This window comes from Mesorhizobium sp. WSM4871 (genome assembly GCF_055811295.1).
The window spans coordinates 192,974-218,574 of record NZ_JBVVPU010000008.1; the positions used below are offsets into that span (position 1 = coordinate 192,974).

The window sequence follows — 25,601 nt, forward strand, 5'->3', positions numbered from 1 at the left end:
GCGCTTTTCCTGGGAATTGCTCTATTTGCCGGCCCTTTCCGCCTTCTCGGTCTTGTCCTCAAGCGAATGGCGCAGGATCAGCGGCATCTGGCTGAAGGTGAACAGAAGCGTGATCGGCATGATGCCCCAGACCTTGAAGGTAACCCATGCATCGGTGGAAAAATTCCGCCAAACCACTTCGTTGACAAGGGCCAGGAACAGGAAGAACAGGCCCCAGCGGAAGGTGAGCTTCCTCCACCCTTCGGCATCGAGATTGAAGGCCGAATTGAAGACGTAGCCGAGCAGCGATTTGCCGAAGAACAGGCCGCCAAGCAGCACGCCGCCGAACAGCGTGTTGACGATGGTCGGCTTCATCTTGATGAAGATGTCGTCCTGCAGGTAGAGCGTCAGCGCGCCGAAGACGAAAACGACGACGCCCGACACCATCGGCATGATCGGCAGCGTGCGGGTGAGCAGCCAGGACGCGATCAGCGCGATCGCGGTCGCGGCCATGAACAGGCCGGTGGCAACGAAGATCGGCCCGCCGAATTCGGCAAGAGCGGGAAATCTCTGCGTCAGCCACTCGCCGCGCGCATTGGCGAAGAAGAACACCATCAACGGGCCGAGCTCCAGCACCAGCTTGAGCAGCGGATTGACGGCTTCCTTCTTCTGCTTTTGCGGGTCTGACGGGTCGCGTTCGAGAATGGGCGGGTTCATGGTTTCCTTCTTACGCATGATCTTGTCCAAAAAGCCTGCAACTTTTTGAGGGTCATGCTTTTTTAGGCCACTCCAGCGATCGCCCTGGCGAATTCGCTTGCCGAGAACGGTTCGAGGTCGTCGACCTGTTCGCCGACGCCGATGAAGTAGACCGGCAATTTGTGCTTTGCCGCGATCGCCACCAGAATACCGCCGCGCGCCGTGCCGTCCAGCTTGGTCATCACCAGGCCATTGACGCCGGCGACATTGCGGAAGATCTCGACCTGGTTGAGCGCGTTCTGGCCGGTGGTGGCGTCGACCGTCTGCAGCACGGTGTGCGGCGCTTCCGGGTCAAGCTTGCCCAGCACGCGCACGATCTTCTCCAGCTCGGCCATCAGCTCGGTCTTGTTCTGCAGGCGGCCGGCGGTGTCGATGATCAGCACGTCGGAGCCGGCCTCCCTGGCCCGCTCGAAGGCGTCGTAGGCAAGGCCCGCGGCGTCGGCCCCGAGTTTCGAGGCAATGACCGGCGATTTCGTGCGCTCGCCCCAGATCTTCAGCTGCTCGATCGCCGCGGCGCGGAACGTGTCGCCGGCGGCGAGCATCACCGACAGGCCGCCATCGGTGAGCTTGGCCGCCAGCTTGCCGATGGTCGTGGTCTTGCCGGTGCCGTTGACGCCGACGACCAGGATGACATGCGGCTTGTGCGAGAGGTCGAGCTCCAGCGGCATGGCGACATGGGTCAGCACCTTCTCCACCTCGGCCGCCATGATGGCGCGCACTTCGGTGTCGGAGACATCCTTGCCGTAGCGGCTGGCGGCCAGCGCATCGGTGACGCGCAGGGCGGTTTCCATGCCGAGGTCGGCGCGGATCAGCACGTCCTCCAGATCCTGCAACGTGTCCTCGTCGAGCTTCCTCTTGGTGAAGACGCCGGCGATGTTGCCGGTGAGCTCGCGGGACGAACGGGCAAGCCCGTCCTTCATGCGCTGGAACCACGAGCGCCGAGGCGCCGGTTCCGGCGCCTTTTGCGGTTCCGCCTTCTGCTCGACTTTCCTGGTGACGGTCACCTTGCCAGGGACGGGAGCAGGTTTTGGTTGCGGAATGGCCTCCGGCTCGGGCGCGATTTCGGCGAGGATCGGCTCCGGTTCGATCGGGGCAGGCTGGCGAATGGGGGGCAGGATTTCAGCGGTCTGGATCTCAGGCAGTGGCGATGTGGACCGAACCTCGGCACGCGGCGCCGAATCCTGCGCAGGTTCGCGCCGCCCCTCACCCTTACCCTCTCCCCGTATGGAGACGGGGAGAGGGGGATCGCTAACGTTGCGGCCAGCCTCCTTCTCCCCGTCGCTATACGGGGAGAAGGTGCCGGCAGGCGGATGAGGGGCAGCAGCGACGTCTGAAGCTAGCTGCGCAGGCGACGAGGTCGGTGGTGGCACCTCGATCGGCGCCGGCGTCTCCGCCGGAACCTCAGCAGGCGGCGTCGGCACTTCGACGGGTGCAGGTTCGGGCTGCGTCTCAGGGCGTGGCGGTGCGATCTCCGGCTCGGCCGGCGCGGGAGGTACTTCCTGCGGCTGCGGTTCGGGGGCAGGCTCGGGAACCGCGGGCGGTGTTGGAATTTCCTCGGGCGCTGGCGTCTCGGGAGCGGGTTCGGGCTCCTCTATCGGCTCGGGCTCCGGCAGAGGTTCCGGTTCGGACGGAACGACCGGCTCTGGTGCTGGCGGAATGGTCGGGGTCGGTTCGGGCTTTGGCTCCTCGGGTACCGGTTGGGGTGCCGGCGCGGCTTCGACGACAGGAGGCGAGATTGGCTCAACCGGAGACTGGGCCTCCGGCGCCGGCTCAGGCTCCTCGCGCTTCAAAAACTCCGGAACGGTCTGCTCGGCCGCCGGCTTGAGCGCCTCCAGCGCGTCCCATTTGATCGGCGGCAGGGGGGCGGTCTCGTCGATGCGCTCCTCGACGACTTCCTTCTTGCCGAACGAAAATATCTTCTTGAAAAAACCGGCCATGCTTCAATCGTCTCAGGCGGCGCGGGCAGCGAGCGGCGCCGCGATGAGGCGAGCGCCGTCATGGCCGGCGATATCGGCCTCGACGATCTCGCCCGGCGCGCCAGCCGCGATCGCGGCTAGCGTAAACCCTTCGGTGCGGCCGAGGCCGTCGCGCTCGACCAGGATCGACTGGCGGCTGCCGGCGAGCGACGACAAATGGCTGCTGTAGGCAGCTTCACCGGCCTGGCGCAGCCGGGCGGCGCGCTGCTTGACCACTTCGCGACGGACCTGCGGCATGCGCGCGGCCGGCGTGCCTTCGCGCGGGCTGAATGGGAAGACGTGCAGATGCGTCAGGCCGCATTCCTCGACAATCTTTTCGGAATTCTCGAACATCGCCTCGGTCTCGGTCGGGAAACCGGCGATGATGTCGGCGCCGAAGACGATGCCGGGGCGCAGTTTCCTGACATCCTCGCAGAAGCGGATCGACTGGTCTCGGCTGTGCCGGCGCTTCATCCGCTTCAGGATCATGTCGTCGCCGGATTGCAGCGACAGATGCAGATGCGGCATCAGCCGTGGCTCGGTGGCGATCGCGTCGAGCAGATCCTCGTCGGCCTCGATCGAATCGATGGAGGAAAGCCGCAGGCGCTTTACGCCTTGCACCTGCTTCAGGATAGTCTTGACCAGTTTGCCAAGCTTCGGTGCGCCGGGCAGGTCGGCGCCGAAGCTTGTCATGTCGACCCCGGTCAGAACGATCTCGGCATAGCCATTGTCGCTGAGCCGCTTGACCTGCTCGACCACGGCGCCCATCGGCACCGAGCGCGAATTGCCGCGGCCGTAGGGGATGATGCAGAAGGTGCAGCGGTGGTCGCAACCGTTCTGCACCTGCACGAAGGCGCGCGCCCGGCCCTCGATGGCGTCGACCATATGGCCGGCCGTCTCGCGCACCGAAAAGATGTCGTTGACGCGCGCCTTCTCGGTGTCGTTGACGCCGAAATCGGGCAGCGCGCGATAGGAATGCGCCTTGAGCTTCTCCTCATTGCCGAGGACGAGATCGACCTCGTCCATTGCGGTGAAATTCCGCGGCTCGGTCTGCGCGGCGCAGCCGGTGACGATGATGCGGGCGGCCGGATTCTCGCGGCGGGCTTTTCTGATCGACTGCCTGGCCTGGCGCACCGCTTCGCTGGTGACGGCGCAGGTGTTGAAGATGATGGCGCCGCCTTCCAGCGCGCCGAGGCCGGCGCTTTCGGCCTGGCTGCGCATCACTTCGGATTCATAGGTGTTCAGCCGGCAGCCAAAAGTGACGACCTCGATACCCTTGTTGGAGACAGCGCCCATCAGGCGGCGCTTTCGGTGTCGCGGGCCCATACGCCGGTCGACGGGTCGAAGCTGCCGGAAAATTCCCATTCGGCGGCACCGGTCAGTATGACGTGGTCGTCGTCGCGCCATTCGACATGTAGTTCGCCGCCGCCGGGCGTCACCAGCGTGACACTGCGTCCAGTGCGCTTGGTGCGGGCGGCAGCGACGACGGCGGCACAGGCGGCTGAGCCGCAGGCCTTGGTCAGGCCGGCGCCGCGCTCCCAGGTGCGGATGACCATGGTCTCGGGCGAAGTGACCTGCGCAATCGTGATGTTGGCGCGCTCGGGGAAGATCGGATGGTTTTCCAGCAGTGGGCCGAAGCGGTCGAGCTCGTAAGACCAGACATCGTTGTCGACCCAGAAGATGGCGTGCGGGTTGCCCATCGAAACGACCGAGGGCGAATGCAGCACCGGCGCATCTATTGGGCCGATCTGCAACTCGATCATCCGGGTGTCGCGGAACTCCTCGGCCAGCGGGATGTCCTGCCAACCAAAACGCGGCGTGCCCATGTCGACCGAGATCGATCCGTCGGCATGTTCCCTGGCGTTGAGGATGCCGGCAACGGTCTCGAAGGTGAACGTCTTCTGGCCGGTCTCGGCGGCGAGCGCCTGGACAACGCAGCGCATGCCGTTGCCGCAGGCCTGAGCGCCGGTTCCATCGGAATTCAATATGTCGATGAAGAAGGCGGTGTCCGGGGTCCTGGCGTCGTGGATCGCCATGATCTGATCGAACTTGGTCGCGGCATCGGCGTTCAGCGCAATGGCGGCAGCCGCGGTTACCCGATCGGCACGACCGCGCATATCGGCAACGATGATCTCGTTGCCGATGCCGTTCATCCTGGCGAAGGGGGCCGTGCCTGCCATTGCTCCGGTGGTTCCGCGTCGGTTAGCCGTGTCCGTTTGGCGCTATATGGCGGAAACGGGCCGGAATTACCAGTGCGGCGCGTTATCGGCGGACGTTCTCACGTCACCGCAAAAACGCCAAGCACGATCAGCAGGAAGATGAGGAGAACGATGCCGATGAGAATTCGGGCGCCGGTCGCGGCAGCCCCTGCCAGTGCCGGCATGCCGAGCAGGCTTGCCGCGGCAGCGACGATCAGAAGAATGATGATCCATTTGATCATGGAAAGGCTCCAAAATTGTGTCGGCGAAACAACGCGTTTCGGCGATTTGGGTTCCTTCCTAGACCGCCGGCACGTCCCAGACTTCGCCGGGCCGCAAGGCGCGAAAGCAGTCCTGCGGCAGGCCTTCGGCGTCCAGCGCCTCGGCCAGTTTCCGGGCCGGCTCGTCGATCGGCTCGTTGGTGAGCTGGAACGTGCCCCAGTGGCAGCCGGCGGCATGGGTAGCGTTGCAAAGCTTCATGCCTTGCACCGCCTCCTCCGGGTTCTGGTGCTGCGGCGCCATGAACCAGCGCGGCTCGTAGGCGCCGATCGGCAGGATGGCGAGGCGCAAGCCGCCATGTTTCTCGGCCATCAGCCGGTAATTTGCGCCGTCATGAAAGCCGGTGTCGCCGGCGAAATAGATCTTTCCGGCCGGAGCCTCGACGACGAAGCCGGCCCACAGCGCCATGCGCCGGTCGCGCGCGCCGCGCGCCGACCAGTGATGCACCGGCTCGACATGGATGGCGACATCGTTTGCGATATCGGCCCGGTCGCCCCAGTCATGCACCGACAGCCGCATGCCAGGCACGGCCTGATCGATGACGGCGTCGTTGCCGAGCGGCGTCAGCACCAGTGGGTCGTGCCTGGCCTTCAGGCGCCTGAGCGTGGCGAGGTCGAGATGGTCGTAATGATTGTGGCTGACCAGCACGAGGTCGATCGGCGGCAAATGGGAAAAGGCAATGCCTGGCGGATTGACCCGTTTCGGCCCGGCAAAGGAGAGCGGTGAGACACGCGGCGACCAGACCGGGTCGGTGAGAATGTTCAGCCCGGCGGTCTGGATGAGCAGCGAGGAGTGGCCGACCATGGTCAGCCGCAGCCCGGCGCCATCGACGCGCTCGGCCGGCCTCGCCTGATGAAACGGGCTTGGCTGCGCTGCCGGCCATTTCGAGCGGTCGCCGCCCAGCTGCCATTTCAGCAGGTCGGAAAAACGGGCGGGCGGCTTGCCGTTGGGATTGAAGAACAAGGTGCCGTCGAAATGATCGCTGGGCGGGCCGCTGTAGTAGCGATTGGCGGCTCTCTTTCTCGCGGCCAAGGGTTCGGCTCCGGCAGGTTCGATTTTAGCAGAGATAGTGCCGAAGCCGCTTGGCGCAAGCATTTGCCGCGAGAGCCGAAACTCGACGCTCGCGACGAACGGATTGGCTCTTTGCCAGTGCCGAGCGTCTCAATCGTGATAATTTAGCAACAAATCTTGCTGCAAACTGTATTTTAACCATATCGGGTTGAAATTTCGCCACCTTCTCCGTCTTGTTGCGGGGTGGAATTTGTGCGGACGGCAGCCCGGCCGGACCCGACGGAGGTTGGAATGAATTTTTCGAAGGCAGGCCTCCTGGCCGTATCGCTTGCCGCTCTCGTTGCGAGCGGCTGCACGACCTCGCGTTTCTCATCGATGGACGAGCAGCAGCCGGCGCCGCTGGAAGCCGCGCCCGCCGGCAAGGTGACCGCGAACCAGTTGCCGCCGCCGGCATCGCCCGGCACCGCCGATCCGTCGAAATTTCCGACCGCGCCGACGGCGCCAAACACCCAGGTCGCCTCGCTGCCGGCGGATGGAACGGCGCCGGCCGGAGCTCCGGATCTGACCGCGGCCAGCGTCGCCGGCGTCTGGAACGCCAGCGTGTCCGGCCAGAGCTGCAAGGTGGCGACGCCACAGACCAAATTCGGTTCCGGCTATCGCGCCGGACCCTTGCATTGCCCGGCGCCGATCGACGGCATCAAATCCTGGAGCGTCGCCGGCAAGCAGCTGACGCTTTACGATGAAAGCGGCGGCACGCTGGCACGACTCTATTCCTCGGGTGGAGAGAAATTCGACGGCCAGACTTCCAACGGTTTGCCGATCTCGCTTACAAGGTAAAGCAGACCCGCTCCTTTTCCTGGAATTCTTCCAGAACGACGTGACCGATGCATCTGCGTGACGGCCTCCAGACCCATGCGACCGTCCGGCAGCGCTACGACCATCTGGTCGTATCAGGCGCGATCGAGCGCGATCCGGCGCAGGAGCGGATCACAGCCGCGCTCGACCGGCTGATCGACGAGATCTCGGCCAAGCGGCTGGCGCACAAGTCGAGCGCGCTGGGCTGGCTGTTCGCCCGCAAGCGCGAGACGCATGAGGCGGTCAAGGGCCTCTACATCCATGGCGGCGTCGGCCGCGGCAAGACCATGCTGATGGACATGTTTTTCGAACTGGTGCCGGTCCGACGCAAGCGCCGCGTGCATTTCAACGACTTCATGGCCGATGTGCAGGATCGCATCCAGAAGCACCGGCAGGCGCGCAAGAATGGCGACGTCAAGGAGGACGACCCGATCCCGCCGGTGGCCCGCAAGTTGGCCGAGGAAGCCTGGGTGCTGTGCTTCGACGAATTCTCCGTCACCGACATCGCCGACGCGATGATCCTGTCCAGGCTGTTCTCGGCGCTGTTTGCCAATGGCGTGGTGCTGGTCGCCACCTCCAATGTCGCGCCCCACGATCTCTATCGCGATGGGCTGAACCGCCAGCTTTTCCTGCCGTTCATCGGCATGCTGGAACGGCACGCGCATGTGCTGGCGCTGGACGCCGACAAGGACTACCGGCTGGACAAGCTCAGCCGCATGCCGGTCTACATCACTCCCGCGGATGCCACCGCCGATGCCGCGCTCGACGCGGCCTGGGAGGCGATGACGCGTGGCAGGCCGACGGCCGGGACGACGCTGACGGTGAAGGGCCGGCAGGTGGTGGTGCCCGCCGCCGCCGGCGAGGCAGCGCGCTTCTCCTTCGCCGATCTCTGCGAAAAGCCGCTCGGCGCCCGCGATTATCTCGCCTTCGCAGCTCGCTTCTCGACCATCTTCATCGATCATGTGCCGGTGCTTGGCGAAGGCCGACGCAACGAAGCGAAACGTTTCATCCTGTTGATCGACACGCTCTACGATCATCATGCGCGGCTGGTGGTGAGTGCCGAAGCTGCGCCGCCTGAGCTCTATACCGCCAAGCGCGGCAATGAAGTGTTCGAGTTCGAGCGTACGGCGTCGCGGCTGATCGAGATGCAGAGCCGCGATTGGCTGGAGGACTGGGCGGAGCGGCAGAAGGCGCGGACGCCGCCGGCGGAAACGCGGCAGGCACAGGCTTGAGCCTCCCTATGCGGTTCCGCCCGCTTCCCGCATCACAAGGGCGTCATCACCCGGAAACCGCCTTCTGATTTTCATGATCATTGTGTAAAACTTCTCAAGTCGGCTTACGAATTTTGACGTTTACGTAATTCCCATTGTTTCTAACCGATTGAAATTATTCACTCGAAAATAATCGATTGAATATTTTCCGAGCCGGAGCTATTGGGTGCGGCTAATTCTCGCGGGTTCTCCGCTGCATACCGGCCTCTTCCTCACGCCGTCATCAAGTCGTTAAGATTTGGGCGCAGTCACAGACAAAGGGAAAACATCCTGACATGGCACGCAACAAGATAGCCCTCATCGGCTCGGGCATGATCGGTGGCACGCTCGCTCACATGATCGGCCTCAAGGATCTCGGCGACGTGGTGCTGTTCGATATCGCCGAGGGCATTCCGCAGGGCAAGGGGCTCGATATCGCGCAGTCGTCGCCGGTCGATGGGTTCGACTCTAGGCTGACCGGCGTCAACGACTATGCCGGCATCGAGGGCGCAGACGTGTGCATCGTCACCGCCGGCGTGCCGCGCAAGCCCGGCATGAGCCGCGACGACCTCCTGGGCATCAACCTGAAGGTCATGGAACAGGTCGGCGCCGGTCTCAAGAAATACGCGCCAAAAGCTTTTGTCATCTGCATCACCAATCCGCTCGACGCCATGGTGTGGGCGCTGCAGAAATTCTCCGGTCTGCCGAAGACGCATGTGGTCGGCATGGCCGGCGTGCTCGACAGTTCGCGCTTCCGCTATTTCCTGGCCGAGGAATTCAAGGTCTCGGTCGAGGACGTCACCGCCTTCGTGCTCGGCGGCCATGGCGATTCCATGGTGCCGATGATCCGCTATTCGACGGTTGCCGGCATTCCGCTGCCCGACCTCGTCAAGATGGGCTGGACCTCGAAGGAAAAGCTCGACCAGATCGTGCAGCGCACCCGCGACGGCGGCGCCGAGATCGTCGGCCTGCTCAAGACCGGCTCGGCCTATTACGCGCCGGCCGCCTCGGCGATCTCGATGGCCGAAGCCTATCTCAAGGACAAGAAGCGTGTGCTGCCGTGCGCGGCGCATCTCTCCGGCCAGTACGGCGTGAAAAACACCTATGTCGGCGTTCCCGTGGTGATCGGCGCCGGCGGTGTCGAGCGCATCATCGAGATCGAGCTTTCGAAGAGCGAGCAGAAGATGTTCGACAGTTCGGTAGCGGCGGTGCAGGGCCTGACCGAGGCCTGCGTCAACATCGCCCCACATCTTTCCACAAAGTGAGATCTCGCCTCGAAGTAACCCGGAGATAGTAAGCCATGAACATCCATGAGTATCAGGGCAAGGCGCTGCTGAAGGGTTTTGGCGCACCGGTGGCCGACGGCGTGCCGGTGTTCGAGGCGAGCGAGGCAGAAGCCGCCGCCAAGGCGCTGCCCGGCCCGCTCTATGTGGTGAAGAGCCAGATCCATGCCGGCGGCCGCGGCAAGGGCAAGTTCAAGGAACTGCCCGCCGATGCCAAGGGCGGGGTGCGGCTGGCGAAGTCGGTGGCCGAGGTCGTTGCCAACGCCAAGGAGATGCTTGGGCATACGCTGGTCACCAAGCAGACCGGCCCGGCCGGCAAGCAGGTCAACCGCCTCTATATCGAGGACGGCGCCGATATCGAGCGCGAGCTTTATCTGTCGCTGCTGGTCGACCGTTCGGTCGGCCGTATCGCGTTCGTCGTCTCGACCGAAGGCGGCATGGACATCGAGGGCGTCGCTCATGACACGCCGGAAAAGATCATCACGCTGGCAATAGATCCCGAAAAAGGCGTCACCGCCGGCGACGTGAAAAAGATCAACGCAGCCTATCACCTGGACGGCGACGCGGCCAAGGACGGCGAGACGCTGTTTCCGCTGCTCTACAAGGCCTTCGTCGAGAAAGACATGAGTCTGCTCGAGGTCAACCCGCTGATCGTCATGAAGAACGGGCATTTGCGCGTGCTCGACGCCAAAGTGTCATTCGACAACAATGCACTCTTCCGCCACCCCGACGTGCTGGAACTGCGCGACACCACCGAAGAGGACGAGAAGGAGATCGAGGCGTCGAAATACGACCTCGCCTATGTCGCGCTCGACGGCAATATCGGCTGCATGGTCAACGGCGCCGGCCTCGCCATGGCGACGATGGACATCATCAAGCTCTATGGCGCCGAACCCGCCAATTTCCTCGATGTCGGCGGCGGCGCGTCGAAGGAGAAGGTGACGGCGGCGTTCAAGATCATCACCCGGGATCCGGCGGTCGAGGGCATATTGATCAACATCTTCGGCGGCATCATGAAGTGCGACGTCATCGCCGAAGGCGTGATCGCCGCGGTCAAGGAAGTCGGCCTGAAAGTGCCGCTGGTGGTGCGGCTTGAAGGCACCAATGCCGAGCTCGGCAAGAAGATCATCAACGACAGCGGGCTGAACGTCGTTTCGGCCGACGATCTTGATGACGCGGCCAAGAAGATCGTGGCGGCGGTGAAGGGCTGAGGCGGTCGATGATCTCGCTCCGGCTTCTGTGTGCAATCGGATTTGGCTGTCTGGCCGTTCCATCGCATGCCGAAGTGATTTCAGATGCTTTTGTCCTTTATAAGAAAGTATGCGTTGCGTCCGATGGAGATTTGGCAAAAAGCGAATTATTGGCTCTTGAGAACGGGCTTTCGATGCGCTCCCATGGTCATAACAGGAAAACGTTTGATCGCGCCTCGCCCACACCTTTCACGGCCCCATTTGTTGTCTTGAGTCCTGCCGATCCAGACCGAAATAAGCCTATGAATCTTTGCGTAGTTTCTGGCGAAACGGCTCACATGTCGGAATTCGACAGCTTCGTTCAATCGCAAAGTCTTGTCGAAGTGGAGAAGGAGGTCGGCGCGGCGAGTAAGTTCTATCTGCATGGCTTCGCTACTAGTGAGGAATGCCTGGCTTCCGACTACAAGCTTGCGAATTGCCGTCTTGTCATGGTCATCGGTAAGCCACGGGTGAATGAGGAATTCAGCGGAGAATTTCGGCTCTATGTCACTGCTCCCAACCATCTGGCTGGTCCGCAATGATCGTCGCAGCGCTATCGCTCGTCTCGGGCCATCAATCCCGACGCATGAGGCTAAGGGCCGATCGGTCGGCGCTGTCGTTCACGGGAGAAACGCAATGCCCAGCCTGAATCCGCAAGTGGCTAAAGGTCGATAGAAGATGCCTCCGCGCAAGATAAACCTCGTCGAGGCGGCGGACGCGAAGATCAAGAAGGTCTTCGATCCGCATATCGCCGGCGACGTGAATGACAGCCAGGCGAAGGTCGCCAAGTTCGGCGAGATCTTCGACTGGCACGCGCATGACAATGAGGACGAGGCCTTCCTCGTGCTGCGGGGGCGCATCGCCATCGATTTCCGCGACGGTCCGGTCGAGCTGGGCGAGGGCGATTTCATCGTCGTTCCGCGCGGCGTCGAGCACCGGCCGCGCTCGCTCACCGAACAGCCGGTCGTGCTGATGTTCGAGCCGGCGACGACGCTGAACACCGGCAATGCCAAGAGCGACCTCACCGTCGCCGAACTGAAGCGGCTCTGACCATGACCGCGCAGCCTTCTTCGATCAACGGTTTGTAAAAAGGACCACCATGTCCATTCTCGTCAACAAGAACACCAAGGTGCTGGTGCAGGGCCTGACCGGCAAGACCGGCACATTCCACACGGAACAGGCGCTGGCCTATCACGGCACGAAAATGGTCGGCGGCATCCATCCCAAGAAGGGTGGCGAGACCTGGACCGGTGCCAAGGGCGAGAACCTGCCGATCTTCGCCACCGTGGCCGAAGGCAAGGCCAAGACGGGCGCCAACGCTTCGGTCGTCTATGTGCCGCCGGCGGGTGCGGCCGAAGCGATCCTGGAGGCGATCGAGGCCGAGATCCCGCTGATCGTCTGCATCACCGAAGGCATTCCGGTGATGGACATGGTCAAGGTCAAGGCAAGGCTCGACCGCTCCAAATCGCGGCTGATCGGCCCCAACTGCCCGGGCGTGCTGACGCCCGACGAATGCAAGATCGGCATCATGCCGGGCAACATCTTCCGCAAGGGCTCGGTGGGCGTTGTTTCGCGCTCGGGAACGCTTACCTATGAAGCTGTGTTCCAGACCACCAATGTCGGGCTCGGCCAGACCACCGCCGTCGGCATTGGCGGCGATCCGGTCAAAGGCACGGAGTTCATCGACGTGCTGGAGATGTTCCTCGCCGACGACGAGACCAAGTCGATCATCATGATCGGCGAGATCGGCGGCTCGGCAGAAGAAGACGCCGCGCAATTCCTCAAGGACGAGGCCAAACGCGGCCGCAGCAAGCCGATGGCCGGCTTCATTGCCGGCCGCACGGCGCCGGCCGGCCGCACCATGGGCCATGCGGGCGCGGTCATCTCCGGCGGCAAGGGCGGCGCCGAGGACAAGATCGCGGCAATGGAATCGGCCGGGATCAAGGTTTCGCCGTCGCCGGCAAGGCTCGGCACAACCCTGGTCGAGGCGATCAAGGGTTAGTGAATAGTGAATGGTGAATAGTGAATGGCAAGAACGGGTGAGTAGCGATGCGAAGCGAAGGGAGTTCCCAAATTTCGGCTGACTATTCACCATTCACTATTCACTATTCACCCTGAAAAGGAGACGGAGCCAGGCTCCGCAGACAAAATGGCAAGACAAGATCAGGCCAACGACCAGTTTTCGCTTACCTCTTTCCTGTATGGCGGCAATGCCGACTATATCGAGGCGCTGCATGCGGCCTATGAGGACGATCCCGAATCGGTAAACCCCGAATGGCAGGATTTCTTCGCGGCGCTGAAGGACGATGCCGGCGATGTCCGCAAGAACGCCGAGGGTGCCTCCTGGGCCAGGCCGTCCTGGCCGATGCAGGCCAATGGCGAGCTGGTGTCGGCGCTCGACGGCAATTGGGGCCTGGTCGAAAAGCACCTGGAGAAGAAGGTCAAGGAGAAGGCGGTCGTCAACGGCGCCGTGCTTTCCGATGCCGACGTGCACCAGGCGACGCGCGATTCGGTGCGCGCCATCATGATGATCCGCGCCTATCGCATGCGCGGCCATCTGCACGCCAATCTCGACCCGCTCGGCATCGCCAAGCCGCTCGAGGACTATAACGAGCTGTCGCCGGAGAATTACGGCTTCACATCAGCCGACTACGACCGGCCTATCTTCCTCGACAATGTGCTCGGGCTCGAATTCGGCACCATCCGGCAGATGCTGGACATCCTGACCCGCACCTATTGCTCGACGCTCGGCGTCGAGTTCATGCATATTTCCGATCCCGAGGAAAAGGCCTGGATCCAGGCGCGCATCGAGGGCGCCGACAAGGAGATCACCTTCACCGCCACCGGCAAGAAGGCGATCCTGCAGAAGCTGGTCGAGGCCGAAGGGTTCGAGCAGTTCGCCGACGTCAAGTTCAAGGGCACCAAGCGCTTCGGCCTTGATGGCAGCGAAGGGCTGATCCCGGCGCTGGAACAGATCATCAAGCGCGGCGGCCAGCTCGGCATGAAGGAGATCGTGCTCGGCATGGCGCATCGCGGCCGGCTGAACGTGCTCTCCCAGGTGATGGCCAAGCCTCACCGCGCCATCTTCCACGAATTCAAGGGCGGCTCGGCCGCCCCCGACGAGGTCGAGGGCTCGGGCGACGTGAAGTACCATCTCGGCGCTTCGTCGGACCGCGAGTTCGACGGCAACAAGGTGCATTTGTCGCTGACCGCCAATCCCTCGCATCTGGAAATCGTCGATCCGGTGGTGATGGGCAAGGCGCGGGCCAAGCAGGACTATCTGTTCGGCCGCAGCCGCGAGGAGATCGTGCCGCTGGAAGAGCGCGCCAAGGTGCTGCCGCTGCTGCTGCATGGCGACGCCGCCTTTGCCGGCCAGGGCGTGATCGCGGAAATCCTCGGCCTGTCGGGCCTGCGCGGTCACCGGGTCGCCGGTACGCTGCATTTCATCATCAACAACCAGATCGGCTTCACCACCAATCCGCGCTTCTCGCGCTCCTCGCCCTATCCATCGGATGTGGCCAAGATGATCGAGGCGCCGATCTTCCACGTCAATGGCGACGACCCGGAAGCCACGGTCCACGCCGCCAAGGTGGCGATCGAGTTCCGCATGAAGTTCCACAAGCCTGTCGTGGTGGACATGTTCTGCTATCGCCGCTTCGGCCATAATGAGGGCGACGAGCCGGCCTTCACCCAGCCGATCATGTACGCCAACATCCGCAAGCATAAGACGACGGTGCAAATCTATGCCGACCGGCTGATCGCCGAAGGTCACATCACCCAGGCCGAATTCGACAAGATGAAGGCCGACTGGCGGGCGCATCTCGAGTCCGAATGGGAGGTCGGCCAGCACTACAAGCCGAACAAGGCCGATTGGCTTGACGGCGCATGGTCGGGCCTGCGCTCGGCCGATAACCAGGACGAGCAGCGGCGCGGCAAGACCGCCGTGCCGGTCAAGACCTTGAAGGAGATCGGCAAGAAGCTGACCGAGGTGCCGAAGGATTTCGAGGCGCACAAGACGATCCTGCGCTTCCTCGAGAACCGCCGCCAGGCGATCGAGTCGGGCGAAGGCATCGACTGGTCGACGGCCGAGGCGCTGGCCTTCGGCGCCATCCTGCTCGACGGCAACCCGATCCGGCTGTCCGGGCAGGATTCGGAGCGCGGCACTTTCTCGCAACGCCATTCCGTGCTCTACGACCAGCGCGACGAGACCCGCTACATCCCGCTCAACAATCTGTCGGCCGCGCAGGCCGGCTTCGAAGTCATCAACTCGATGCTGTCGGAAGAGGCCGTGCTCGGCTTCGAATATGGCTACAGCCTGGCCGAGCCGAAGGCGCTGACGCTGTGGGAAGCGCAGTTCGGCGATTTCGCCAATGGCGCCCAGGTGGTGTTCGACCAGTTCATCTCGTCGGGCGAGCGCAAGTGGCTGAGAATGTCGGGCCTCGTCTGCCTGCTGCCGCATGGCTATGAAGGCCAGGGTCCCGAACATTCCTCGGCCCGCCTCGAGCGCTTCCTGCAGCTTTGCGCCGAAGACAATATGCAGGTGGCCAATTGCACGACGCCGGCTAATTATTTCCATATCCTGCGCCGGCAATTGAAGCGGGATTTCCGCAAGCCGCTGATCCTGATGACGCCGAAGTCGCTGCTGCGCCACAAGCGGGCGGTGTCGACGCTGCCGGAGATATCGGGCGAAAGCGCGTTTCACCGGCTGTTGTGGGACGATGCCCAGCTGCTGTCCGGCCAGGCGATCAAGCTCGTCAAGGATTCGAAGATCCGCCGTGTCGTGCTGTGCTCGGGCAAGGTCTATTACGACCTCTACGAGGAGCGCGAGAAGCGCGGCATTAACGACATCTACCTGTTGCGCGTCGAACAGCTCTATCCGTTCCCGGCCAAGGCGCTGATCACCGAGCTGTCGCGCTTCCGCAATGCGGAGATGGTGTGGTGCCAGGAGGAGCCCAAGAACATGGGCGCCTGGTCGTTCATCGATCCGTATCTGGAATGGGTGCTGGCGCATATCGACGCCAAGCATCAGCGGGTGCGCTATACCGGCCGGCCGGCCGCGGCGTCGCCGGCGACCGGATTGATGTCGAAGCATCTTGCCCAGCTTGCCGCCTTGCTCGAAGACGCGCTCGGTGAATAGAACAGAATTGGGCGAATAGAACCTCAAACGAGACAGAACGGACAGGCACAATGGCTACCGAAATCCGCGTTCCCACTCTCGGCGAATCCGTCACCGAGGCGACCATCGGCAAATGGTTCAAGAAGGTGGGCGACGCGATCGCCGCCGACGAGCCGCTGGTCGAACTCGAAACCGACAAGGTGACGGTGGAAGTGCCGGCGTCCGGCGCGGGAACGCTGAGCGAGATCGCCGCCAAGGAAGGCGAAACGGTCGAGGTCGGTGCGCTGCTCGGCATGATTTCGGCGGGCGACGGCGCCAAGGCGGCGGCACCCGAAGCCAAGGCCGCTCCAGAGAAGCAGCAGGCTGTGTCGCAGGCCTCGTCGCCGAATGCCGCGTCCACTGTCAAGCAGGCAGCGGCCGAGACCGCCAGGATCGCCGGTGACGCCGGCCCGATCGAGGCGCGCACCATGCCGCCGGCGCCGTCGGCCGCCAAGCTGTTGGCCGAGAACAATCTCGCGGTCGATCAGGTCCCGGGTTCCGGCAAGCGCGGCCAGGTGCTGAAAGGCGATGTGCTCGACGCGATCGCCAGGGGCGCGCCGTCGCAACCGGCCGAGATGCCAAAGGCGGCCCCTGTCGCTGCGCGCGCGCCGACCTCGGGTGACGATGCTGCCCGCGAGGAGCGCGTGCGCATGACCAAGCTGCGCCAGACCATCGCGCGGCGGCTCAAGGAAGCGCAGTCGACCGCCGCCATGCTGACCACCTTCAACGAGGTCGACATGTCAGCGGTGATGGCGCTGCGGACCAAGTACAAGGACGTGTTCGAAAAGAAGCACGGGGTGAAGCTCGGCTTCATGGGCTTCTTCACCAAGGCCGTCACCCATGCGCTGAAGGAAATCCCCTCCGTCAACGCCGAGATCGACGGCACCGACATCATCTTCAAGAACTATGCCCATATCGGCGTTGCCGTCGGCACCGACAAAGGCCTCGTCGTGCCGGTCGTGCGCGACGCCGACCTGATGTCGATCGCCGAGATCGAGAAGGACATCGGCCGGCTGGGCCTCGCCGCGCGCGACGGCAAGCTCTCGGTTGCGGACATGCAAGGCGGCACGTTTACGATTTCCAACGGTGGCGTTTACGGCTCGCTGATGTCGACGCCGATCCTCAATGCGCCGCAGTCGGGCATTCTGGGCATGCACAAGATCCAGGAGCGGCCGGTGGTGGTCGGCGGCCAGATCGTGATCCGGCCGATGATGTATCTGGCGCTCTCCTACGATCACCGCATCGTCGACGGCAAGGAAGCGGTGACCTTCCTGGTCCGCGTCAAGGAAAGCTTGGAGGATCCAGAGCGCCTGGTGCTCGATTTGTGAGCGGAGCTGATCCGCAATGAGCGGTTGGCCGGATACCTTACGCCGATTGTTTCGACGTGGACGCGTCTGGCTTTTCTCCGATTTACCTCCGGTCGCTTCGACCGCCGATTGGGATGTCTCCGACCTTAGCAGCAATCTCGGCATCTTCGCTCTCAGCGATGCCGAGATGGCGGAACGGAAGATCACCGTCACCACGATCGGTGAGCTTGAGTTGCCGACTGGCGAAATAGTCGCCTGCGATCCGCTGATTACCGGGCTGGGACGGCCTGCGTTCAGCCGCAAGGTTAAGCCGGGACGCTATCCGCTCATGCTGCTTCAGGCTCAGGGCCGCATTGCCGCGGCGGTCCTGCGATTCAGTCCCGGCTTGCCGGTGCACTGGGAGTTGGCCACCTTCGATCGCGACCGCCCATCGGCTTTCGAATTTAAATTTATTGTCGATGATGCGGTTGCGTCATTCATGGACAAGTCGGTCCTGACCCTAATGTCTGACCCGGAGGAACTCGACAACTATCTTGCGAACGTTGTGTACTCTCTCGACCGGTTTGGCATGGATAATCCGATTGATGGGAACCCACTTAATGTGGCCATGTTCGACACTGGGTGGGGCGATGGGGCTTATCAGTCCTTCTGGGGATTGGGCGCGTCCGGCGAGCCGCTAGTCTTGATGACCGATTTCGAGGTACTCGAAAACGCCGATGGCCGAGTGGGCGACGGGGCAAACAAATGACAAACGTCGCCTCGCCGTTGATCGGATTTATGGCCGGTTCGTTGACTTTTTTCGCAGCGGGTTGCGAGGCGTTAGCCGCCTGCCCGCTCGAACTCGCCGTCTATGGCGATGCCGAAAGCGAAGCCGGCATCGATTTCAGGCCGACGGGAGAATCGGCCGTCGTCACCAACACGTTCAAGATGGTGCTCGACAACAGCGTCGTGCTCGACGGCATCGTCATGTGGACGGAAGGTGTGGCGCGGCCGCATGGCTCGCTGATGTACAAATGCCCGACCGGCGACGTCACCGGCGACGAGCTCGCCGCCTGCACGGTGTGGGAGGGCGTCATCTACAGTTCTAATGAGCAGGGCAAGATCGCCTTGCTGCCGGCTGAAGGCGTCGACGCGCCGAAGACGCTGATCTTTCCCGACCTCGGGCCGTCGCTGCAAATGTCGGCCGCCTATGGTGAGAACGGGTTTTCGAAAGTCCCGTGGGATGTCTTTGAGCTGAAGGGTTGCCAGGAATGAGCGCTGCGCAAAAGGTGCTGCTGATCACCGGCGGCAGCCGCGGCATTGGCGCCGCCATCTCCCGGCTGGCGGCTGCGACCGGCTACCGTGTGGCGGTCAATTACGCGTCGAACGAAGCAGCCGCCAAGGCGCTGGTCGCGGAGATCAAGGCTGCTGGCGGCGAGGCGATCGCGGTCAAGGGCGATGTCGGCGTTGAAGCCGATGTCATTGCCATGTTCGAGACGGTAGACCACGTCTGGGGCCGGCTCGACGCCCTCGTCAACAATGCCGGCATCGTCGACGTCAAGGCGCGTGTCGACGAGATGAGTGCGGCGCGGCTGGAGCGCATGATGCGCATCAATGTCGTCGGGCCGTTTCTCTGTGCGCGCGAAGCGGTCAGGCGCATGTCGACCCGCCATGGCGGCAAGGGTGGCGCGATCGTCAACATCTCGTCGGCCGCATCGGTACACGGCTCGGCGGGCGAATATGTCGACTATGCCGCGTCGAAGGGCGCGATCGACACGTTCACCGTCGGGCTGGCCCGCGAGGTGGCGACCGAGGGCGTGCGCGTCAATGCGGTGCGACCGGGCATCATCGACACCGAAATCCATGCGTCGGGCGGCCAGCCGGACCGGATCGCGCGGATGAAGGACATGCTGCCGATGAAAAGGGCGGGCACGGCGGATGAAGTGGCGCATGCGGTTCTCTATCTATTGTCGGACGAAGCGTCCTATACGACGGGCGCGATCCTGAATGTGAGCGGCGGCCGCTAGAGCGCTAGCGCGAATCCGAAAGGCGAGAAGGACACCATCATGGCTTATGACGTCGTTATCATCGGCTCCGGACCCGGCGGCTATGTCTGCGCCATCAAAGCGGCGCAACTCGGCCTGAAGACGGCGGTGGTCGAGAAGGACGCGACCTTCGGCGGCACCTGCCTCAACATCGGCTGCATTCCGTCCAAGGCATTACTTTACGCCTCGGAGATGTTCGCCGAGGCCGGCCATTCCTTCGATACGCTGGGCGTCGAGATATCGGCGCCGAAGCTAAACCTGAAGAAGATGATGGCGCACAAGGACGCGACCGTGGCGGCCAACGTCAACGGCGTCGCCTTCCTGTTCAAGAAGAACAAGATCGACAGCTTCCGCGGCACCGGCAAGGTCGTTGCCGCCGGCAAGGTGTCGGTGACCGGCGAGGACGGCAGGGTCGAGGAGATCGAGACCAGGAACATCGTCATCGCCACCGGCTCCGACGTCGCCGGCATTCCGGGCGTCAAGGTCGACATAGACGAGAAGGTGATCATGTCCTCGACCGGCGCCTTGGCGCTGGACAAGGTGCCTGGCCATATGGTGGTGGTCGGCGGCGGCGTCATCGGGCTCGAGCTCGGCTCGGTGTGGGCGCGGCTCGGCGCCAAGGTCACCGTCGTCGAATTCCTCGACACCATTTTGGGCGGCATGGACGGCGAGGTCTCCAAGCAGTTCCAGCGCATGCTGGCCAAGCAAGGCTTCGAGTTCAAGCTGGGCGCCAAGGTCACCGGTGTCGCCAAGGCCAAGAAGGGCGCGACCGTCACTTTCGAGCCGGTCAAGGGCGGCGCCGCCGAGACGATCGAGACGGATGCGGTGCTGATCGCGACGGGACGCCGGGCCTATGCCGACAGCCTCGGGCTGAGGGACGCTGGCGTCGAGGTCGACGAGCGTGGCCGGGTCAAGACTGACGGCCATCTCAGGACCAACGTCCCCGGCGTCTACGCCATCGGCGACGTCATCGCCGGGCCGATGCTTGCCCACAAGGCCGAGGACGAAGGCGTGGCGGTGGCCGAGACCATTGCCGGCCAGGCCGGCCATGTGAACTATGACGTCATCCCGAGCGTCGTCTACACCAGCCCGGAAATCGCTTCCGTCGGCAAGACCGAGGAAGAGCTGAAGAAGGCCGGCGTCGACTATAAGATCGGCAAGTTCCCATTCACTGCCAATGGCCGGGCGCGCGCCATGCTGCACACCGACGGTTTCGTCAAGATCCTGGCCGACAAGGCCAGCGACCGCGTGCTCGGCGTCCATATCGTCGGCTTCGGCGCCGGCGAGATGATCCACGAGGCGGCGGTGCTGATGGAGTTCGGCGGCTCATCGGAAGACCTTGCCCGCACCTGCCATGCGCACCCGACGATGTCGGAAGCGGTGAAGGAAGCGGCGCTGGCCACCTTCTTCAAGGCTATTCATATCTAAAGTCGGTAAGGGCCGACGCCCGCGACGTGTGGAGGTCTGCGGCCAATCGCCAGCGTTGCCGCTTGACGATGACCTCTCTCGATTTCGCAGCCCGAAAAACAAAACGGCCCGCCTTTCGGCGGGCCGCTCGTCGTTGAGATCAGCAACCTGATTACTGAGCCGGCGCAGGTGCAGGCGCTGGCGCAGGAGCCGGTGCGGGCGCCGGGGCCGGTTCGGCCGGGGCTGGCGCGGGTTCGGCGGGGGCAGGCGCTGCGGGAGCCGGTGCAGGGGCCGGTTCGGCGGGCTTCATGGGCTCAGCCGGTGCCGGGGCAGGCGCCGGTGTGCTGGCGGCCGGCGGTTCGGCAGGCGCTGGTGCCTCACCACTTCTTCCAAAAACATAATAGGCGACAATGGCCAGGATAAGAACGACAAGGGCAATCAGCCAGCCGCTGCCGCCGCCGCCCGCTTTGGGCGTGGGGCTCGGGGTGGTGAACGGGTCGTTGGGATTCGCCATAAAAGTGTCCTCCGTGGATGAAAGATATCAATCAACACACATCAACGCGCAATCGTTGAACGGGTTTCACATAGCGCCCGAAAACGCCGAAAGCAGGGCAATTTGCGCCTCAAAGCGTTTATCTGCAAGCATTTAACCGGCAAATCCCCCGGAGATCGCGCAAACCCGAGCCCTTCGACCTTCCTTGAGCGATACGGGCCGACCCCTGTACGCTGGCGATTCGCGCAAGCCTTGCGGAAGGCATCGGTGATTCGGCCTGCAACCCAGCCGTGCAGATCAGCCGGCGATGATGACGGCAGCGCCCGCCGGAGCATGCGTCTGCGGGACAGACAGCGTGTTGGTGCCGGTCCGAACCGGGATTTCGGTCTGCAGTCTGCCAGCGGCAAGCAGTGCGATGACGAGGAAAGACAGGAAAAACAGGACGTTGAGCGCGACAAGCAGTTTCAGCGACCCGAGAGCCGCGCGATCAGCAATGGCGATGGCATACTTCATGGTACCTATCCCTTGACCATGATCTTTTTCCGAAAACCGGATCCCACTTTTCGGGATCATGGTTTTAGGCGCAAAAATGCAGCGAAACAGTTAACCGGCGTGGCGAAATTGAATGCGTTTCCACAGCGCGCGATGTTGCTGCCTCGCTTACGCCCGTGGATGGGATGCTTCGTAGATTTCGAGCAGCCTTGCGGTGTCGACGCCGGTGTAGACCTGGGTGGTCGACAGGCTGGCATGGCCAAGCAGTTCCTGGATGGTGCGCAGGTCGCCGCCGCGCCCGAGCAGATGCGTGGCGAAGGAATGGCGCAAGGCATGCGGTGTCGCTGTATCGGGCAGGTTGAGGGCCGAGCGCAGTTTCGCCATGTCGCGCTGGACGATGGCCGGGTTGAGCGGGCCGCCTCGGGCGCCGCGAAACAAAAGACCCTTGGGATCGATGTTGAAGGGACAGAGCCGGCGGTATTCGGCGATGGCGCGCAACGCCACCGGCAGTACCGGCACCAGTCGCGTCTTGCCGCCCTTGCCGGTGATGCGCAGCACCGTGTCGCTGGGCAGGGCCAGTTCGGCGCCCGACAGGCCGAGCGCCTCGGAAATGCGCAGGCCCGAACCATAGAGCAGCGTCAGCACGGCGGCGTTGCGGGCAGCAATCCAGGGTTCGTCGGCCAGTTGGCCTTCCACCGAAACGACATTGATGGCATCGCTTGCCGTCAGCGGCTTGGGCAGCGATTTCGGCTGGCGTGGCGCGCGCAATGCTGCCGCGCCCGCCGCATTGACGAGGCCGCGCCGTTCCAGAAAGCGCAGCAGCGAGCGGATGCCGGCCAGGCTGCGTCCGAGCGTGCGGGCGCCGGCTCCAGCGTTGCGGCGAGCGGCGAGGAAGCCACGCAGGTCGGCCGGACGCAGATTGGCGATGTCGGAAATGCCCGGCGAACCGCCGCAATGGCCGGTCAGGAAGTGCAGGAATTGGCGCGTGTCGCGCTCATAAGCTTCAACCGTTTCGGGCGACAGCCGGCGCTCGCGCGCCAGCATCTTCAGCCAACTTTCGCGGGCCGCCTGGAGGTCCGGCTTCGCCGGGATGAGGAATTCCTGCATGATTTTCTTCCAACTCCGGATCATTTTCCGGCAGCCGGGTTAGGAAGCGGTGAAGAGCCATCATTGAAACGACAGCGGGCGATCATTGAAATGACGCCGGGCTGGGGTTAGGAGAGTCGTCGGATTGGTGGCAAGCTACAAACCTTGGTGATTGGCTGAAACGCAAGGTCCCTTCGTCATCCACGGGCGGAGCAGGAGCGAAGCTCCGTCGCGGAGACCCGAGGATCCATGCCGTGACCTGCGAGCGCTGCTGCGTTACAAGTCCGATAACTTTGCAGTGGAGACCATGCGGAATGTCCGAAAGTAGAGAGTTGGCAGGGACGAGACGCGTGATCCTTTCTGAACTGCCGTGCTTTTTGGTCGCCGTAACGGAATGGATCCTCGGGTCTGCGCAGCCGCTTCGCGCCTGCTCCGCCCGTGGATGACGAAGGTAAAGGTGCCATGAGCAAGCCGCAAAACCCCGTCCAGATGGCCGTGATCGGCGCCGCCCACGGCATCAAGGGCGAATTGCGCGTCAAGACCTTCACCGGCGAGCCGCTGGCGCTGGCCGATTACGGGCCGCTCTACGCCAGGGACGGGCGCGCCTTCCAGATCATCGACATCAGGCCCGCCAACACCGTCGTCGTGGTGCGCTTCAAGGGCGTGAATGACCGCAATGCCGCCGAGGCACTCGCCGGCACGGAACTGTTCGTCGACCGCTCGATGCTGCCCGACGATGGCGAGGAAGATGAGTTCTACCACGCCGACCTTGTCGGGCTCGAGGTGAGGGACGATACCGGTGTCATCGGCAAGGTCGTGGCCGTGCACAATTTCGGCGGTGGCGACATTCTCGACGTGACGCTGGCGGGACGCAAAGGCGTGCTGATCCCGTTCACGCAGGCCGCCGTGCCCGATGTGTCGATCGCCGAGGGTTTTATCCAAGTCGATCCGGCAGCCGCCGGCCTCCTGGACGATGAGGATGGCGAGACTCCCGGCGGCGAGGGCTTCGACCCGAAGGGCAGGCCGCGCGGACCACGCGACGCCGGGGGCAACCGGTGAGCTTTGTCGCCTCGGTGCTGACGCTTTATCCCGAGATGTTTCCAGGTGGGCTCGGCGTGTCGCTGGCTGGCAGAGCCCTGGAGACCGGCACCTGGTCGCTTGAGACAGTTCAGATCCGCGATTTCGCCAGCGACCGCCACCGCACCGTGGACGATACGCCAGCCGGCGGTGGCGCCGGCATGGTGATGCGCGCCGACGTTCTGGCCAAGGCGATCGACCACGCCTCGCCGCCAGGCGATCCGCGGCCGCGGCTGCTGATGAGCCCGCGTGGAAAGCCGCTGACGCAGGCCCGCGTGCGCCAACTGGCTGCCGGGCCGGGCGCCGTCATCGTCTGCGGCCGCTTCGAAGGCGTAGACCAGCGGGTGATCGAGGCGCGTGGGCTGGAAGAGGTTTCCGTCGGCGACTTCATCCTCTCCGGGGGTGAGCCGGCAGCGCTTGTGCTGCTTGACGCCGTGGTGCGGCTGTTGCCCGGCGTCATGGGCAACGCGGTATCGGGCGAGGAAGAAAGCTTTGAGAACGGCCTGCTCGAACATCCGCATTACACAAGACCGCAAGAGTTCGAGGGCCGGCAAATCCCCGAGGTTCTCACCTCCGGCAATCACAAGAAGATCGCGGCGTGGCGGCGTGCCGAGGCGGAGAAGCTGACGCAGGAGCGGCGCCCGGACCTGTCGGGCGCTTTGCCTCAGCCCTTGGTGAAGTAATAGAAGGCGAGAAAGAGGCCGACCCCAACGACGAAGCCGCGCACGGCAATTTGCGGCACGCGCTTGGCGATCCAGACGCCGGCATAGCCACCCAGCGCTCCGCCCGGGATCATGACGATCGCCTGCGGCCAGGCGACCACGCCACCCGAGACGAAGACCAGGATGGCTATCGCCGCGATGACCACGGCCAGCATGTTCTTCAGCGCGTTCAGCCGGTGATAGTCGCCGGGCTGGGTGAGGCCGAGCGTCGCCAGCATCATGACGCCCATGCCGGCGCCGAAGAAGCCGCCATAGATGGCGGTCGCAAATTGAGCGAGCGAGCCGACGAGCGAACCCACCGACGCTTCATGCCCGGGCTTCGGCGCCGGCTTCAACCATGGCCCGGCGCCGAAAAGCGCGGTCGCCGCCAGCAGCAGCCAGGGCACCAGGGCGCGAAACGACGGATTGTCGAGCGCCAGAAGGATGAGCGCGCCGGCCAGTGCGCCGAAAGCCGAGATCACACTGAGCAGCAACGCGCCGCGCCAGAAATGCTTGATGTCGGCCCAGTATGCGAGCGTCGAGGTGATATAGCCGGGAAACTGTGTCACCGACGAGGTGGCGTTGGCGACGATCGGCGGCAAGCCGACCAGCGTCATGGCGCCAAAGGTGATGAACGTGCCGCCGCCGGCGACCGCATTGACGGCGCCTGAAGTAAAACCCGCGAGAAAAAGCAGGACCGCGTCGAAAACAGACATTGGGATGCCGCCGGAAAAAACTAAAGCGCGTCGCGCTTAAGGTTGTTGGTTTTATGCATGTCGTTATCGCAAAACCGCTTCACACTTTTGCGCGACATGCATTTGGCTTTGCCCGGCTTAGGAAGGTTGAAGGGCGGGCGCAACCCGCAATGGACGATTGCGATGATGCCATGTGACCAAAAAAGACACGGCCAAGACGTGACAAAGCGTCGAAATAGCTGTATGTGCCCGCCCGTACCGGCAAGAACAATCTGCCGGACCCGTCAACAATGACGGTGTAGTCGCCCCTGCCCGATGTCTCCCGATACAATGTCTTGGGACAAAGGGCATAGCCGAGCGGTCAATGGA

At 63.5% G+C, this 25,601-nt stretch carries 24 protein-coding genes; 15 read left to right on the top strand and 9 right to left on the bottom strand.

What is annotated here, in order from left to right:
• Window positions 1-21: 21 nt before the first annotated feature.
• From AC0L2H_RS18090 to AC0L2H_RS18115, 6 genes are all read right to left on the bottom strand, one after another.
• Window positions 22-696 carry a septation protein A gene (locus tag AC0L2H_RS18090; protein ID WP_473591616.1) on the bottom strand — a complete coding sequence of 225 codons (675 nt, stop codon included), beginning with the start codon at window positions 694-696 and terminating at the stop codon, window positions 22-24.
• A 62-nt stretch (window positions 697-758) separates the two neighbouring features.
• Window positions 759-2,672: a signal recognition particle-docking protein FtsY gene (gene ftsY, locus AC0L2H_RS18095; protein WP_473591473.1), complete on the bottom strand. Its 1,914-nt coding sequence runs from the start codon at window positions 2,670-2,672 to the stop codon at window positions 759-761.
• A 12-nt stretch (window positions 2,673-2,684) separates the two neighbouring features.
• Window positions 2,685-3,986 carry a tRNA (N(6)-L-threonylcarbamoyladenosine(37)-C(2))-methylthiotransferase MtaB gene (gene mtaB, locus AC0L2H_RS18100; protein ID WP_473591474.1) on the bottom strand — a complete coding sequence of 434 codons (1,302 nt, stop codon included), beginning with the start codon at window positions 3,984-3,986 and terminating at the stop codon, window positions 2,685-2,687.
• Window positions 3,986-4,870 (bottom strand): diaminopimelate epimerase, encoded by an 885-nt coding sequence (gene dapF, locus AC0L2H_RS18105; RefSeq protein WP_473591475.1) that lies wholly within the window; start codon window positions 4,868-4,870, stop codon window positions 3,986-3,988. The genes mtaB and dapF overlap by 1 nt, the downstream gene beginning before the upstream one ends.
• 98 nt (window positions 4,871-4,968) lie before the next feature.
• Window positions 4,969-5,130, bottom strand: a complete 162-nt coding sequence (locus tag AC0L2H_RS18110; protein ID WP_006327034.1) for a DUF1328 family protein — start codon at window positions 5,128-5,130, stop codon at window positions 4,969-4,971.
• Between the two features lie 58 nt (window positions 5,131-5,188).
• Window positions 5,189-6,199, bottom strand: a complete 1,011-nt coding sequence (locus AC0L2H_RS18115; protein ID WP_473591476.1) for an MBL fold metallo-hydrolase — start codon at window positions 6,197-6,199, stop codon at window positions 5,189-5,191.
• Window positions 6,200-6,469: 270 nt separating this feature from the next.
• Here AC0L2H_RS18115 and AC0L2H_RS18120 point away from each other — a divergent pair, with 270 nt between their 5' ends.
• The 13 genes from AC0L2H_RS18120 to lpdA all read left to right on the top strand — a co-directional run bounded on the left by AC0L2H_RS18120 (window position 6,470) and on the right by lpdA (window position 20,709).
• On the top strand, window positions 6,470-7,015 hold the full coding sequence (locus AC0L2H_RS18120; protein WP_473591477.1) for a protease inhibitor Inh/omp19 family protein: 546 nt from the start codon (window positions 6,470-6,472) through the stop codon (window positions 7,013-7,015).
• A 47-nt stretch (window positions 7,016-7,062) separates the two neighbouring features.
• On the top strand, window positions 7,063-8,265 hold the full coding sequence (gene zapE, locus AC0L2H_RS18125; protein WP_473591478.1) for a cell division protein ZapE: 1,203 nt from the start codon (window positions 7,063-7,065) through the stop codon (window positions 8,263-8,265).
• Between the two features lie 314 nt (window positions 8,266-8,579).
• Window positions 8,580-9,548, top strand: a complete 969-nt coding sequence (gene mdh / locus AC0L2H_RS18130; RefSeq protein WP_097575642.1) for a malate dehydrogenase — start codon at window positions 8,580-8,582, stop codon at window positions 9,546-9,548.
• 35 nt (window positions 9,549-9,583) lie between these two features.
• Entirely contained in the window at window positions 9,584-10,777 is a 1,194-nt protein-coding gene (gene sucC, locus AC0L2H_RS18135; RefSeq protein WP_473591479.1) for an ADP-forming succinate--CoA ligase subunit beta, read from the top strand.
• An 8-nt stretch (window positions 10,778-10,785) separates the two neighbouring features.
• Window positions 10,786-11,337 (top strand): hypothetical protein, encoded by a 552-nt coding sequence (locus tag AC0L2H_RS18140; protein WP_473591480.1) that lies wholly within the window; start codon window positions 10,786-10,788, stop codon window positions 11,335-11,337.
• 136 nt (window positions 11,338-11,473) lie between these two features.
• Complete coding sequence (locus tag AC0L2H_RS18145) at window positions 11,474-11,845, top strand: cupin domain-containing protein (RefSeq protein ID WP_473591481.1); 372 nt, start codon at window positions 11,474-11,476, stop codon at window positions 11,843-11,845.
• Window positions 11,846-11,894: 49 nt separating this feature from the next.
• Window positions 11,895-12,797, top strand: a complete 903-nt coding sequence (sucD, locus tag AC0L2H_RS18150) for a succinate--CoA ligase subunit alpha (RefSeq protein WP_473591482.1) — start codon at window positions 11,895-11,897, stop codon at window positions 12,795-12,797.
• A gap of 147 nt (window positions 12,798-12,944) precedes the next feature.
• The gene (locus AC0L2H_RS18155; protein ID WP_473591483.1) at window positions 12,945-15,932 is read left to right on the top strand and encodes a 2-oxoglutarate dehydrogenase E1 component; all 2,988 of its coding nucleotides are present in this window, start codon (window positions 12,945-12,947) and stop codon (window positions 15,930-15,932) included.
• A 50-nt stretch (window positions 15,933-15,982) separates the two neighbouring features.
• Window positions 15,983-17,278 carry a 2-oxoglutarate dehydrogenase complex dihydrolipoyllysine-residue succinyltransferase gene (gene odhB / locus AC0L2H_RS18160; protein ID WP_473591484.1) on the top strand — a complete coding sequence of 432 codons (1,296 nt, stop codon included), beginning with the start codon at window positions 15,983-15,985 and terminating at the stop codon, window positions 17,276-17,278.
• A gap of 16 nt (window positions 17,279-17,294) precedes the next feature.
• The gene (locus AC0L2H_RS18165) at window positions 17,295-18,005 is read left to right on the top strand and encodes a DUF4241 domain-containing protein (protein WP_473591485.1); all 711 of its coding nucleotides are present in this window, start codon (window positions 17,295-17,297) and stop codon (window positions 18,003-18,005) included.
• A complete protein-coding gene (locus AC0L2H_RS18170; protein ID WP_473591486.1) occupies window positions 18,002-18,511 on the top strand; it encodes a hypothetical protein in 510 nt (169 codons plus the stop codon). The genes AC0L2H_RS18165 and AC0L2H_RS18170 overlap by 4 nt, the downstream gene beginning before the upstream one ends.
• Window positions 18,508-19,263, top strand: a complete 756-nt coding sequence (locus AC0L2H_RS18175; RefSeq protein WP_473591487.1) for an SDR family oxidoreductase — start codon at window positions 18,508-18,510, stop codon at window positions 19,261-19,263. Before AC0L2H_RS18170 ends, AC0L2H_RS18175 begins: the two co-directional genes overlap by 4 nt.
• A 39-nt stretch (window positions 19,264-19,302) precedes the next feature.
• On the top strand, window positions 19,303-20,709 hold the full coding sequence (gene lpdA / locus AC0L2H_RS18180; RefSeq protein WP_473591488.1) for a dihydrolipoyl dehydrogenase: 1,407 nt from the start codon (window positions 19,303-19,305) through the stop codon (window positions 20,707-20,709).
• 769 nt (window positions 20,710-21,478) lie between these two features.
• Here lpdA and AC0L2H_RS18185 read toward each other — a convergent pair.
• Together AC0L2H_RS18185 and AC0L2H_RS18190 are read right to left on the bottom strand one after the other, a co-directional pair.
• Window positions 21,479-21,694 (bottom strand): hypothetical protein, encoded by a 216-nt coding sequence (locus AC0L2H_RS18185; RefSeq protein WP_473591489.1) that lies wholly within the window; start codon window positions 21,692-21,694, stop codon window positions 21,479-21,481.
• A gap of 147 nt (window positions 21,695-21,841) precedes the next feature.
• Window positions 21,842-22,780 carry a tyrosine recombinase XerC gene (locus AC0L2H_RS18190; protein WP_473591490.1) on the bottom strand — a complete coding sequence of 313 codons (939 nt, stop codon included), beginning with the start codon at window positions 22,778-22,780 and terminating at the stop codon, window positions 21,842-21,844.
• A gap of 441 nt (window positions 22,781-23,221) precedes the next feature.
• On the opposite strand from AC0L2H_RS18190, the gene rimM reads away from it, so the two are divergent.
• Complete coding sequence (rimM, locus tag AC0L2H_RS18195; RefSeq protein WP_473591491.1) at window positions 23,222-23,818, top strand: ribosome maturation factor RimM; 597 nt, start codon at window positions 23,222-23,224, stop codon at window positions 23,816-23,818.
• Entirely contained in the window at window positions 23,815-24,519 is a 705-nt protein-coding gene (trmD, locus tag AC0L2H_RS18200; RefSeq protein ID WP_473591492.1) for a tRNA (guanosine(37)-N1)-methyltransferase TrmD, read from the top strand. Before rimM ends, trmD begins: the two co-directional genes overlap by 4 nt.
• On the opposite strand, the gene AC0L2H_RS18205 is transcribed toward trmD, so the two are convergent.
• Window positions 24,501-25,253 (bottom strand): sulfite exporter TauE/SafE family protein, encoded by a 753-nt coding sequence (locus tag AC0L2H_RS18205; RefSeq protein WP_473591493.1) that lies wholly within the window; start codon window positions 25,251-25,253, stop codon window positions 24,501-24,503. The two genes, trmD and AC0L2H_RS18205, sit on opposite strands and share 19 nt — an antisense overlap.
• Between the last annotated feature and the right edge of the window lie 348 nt (window positions 25,254-25,601).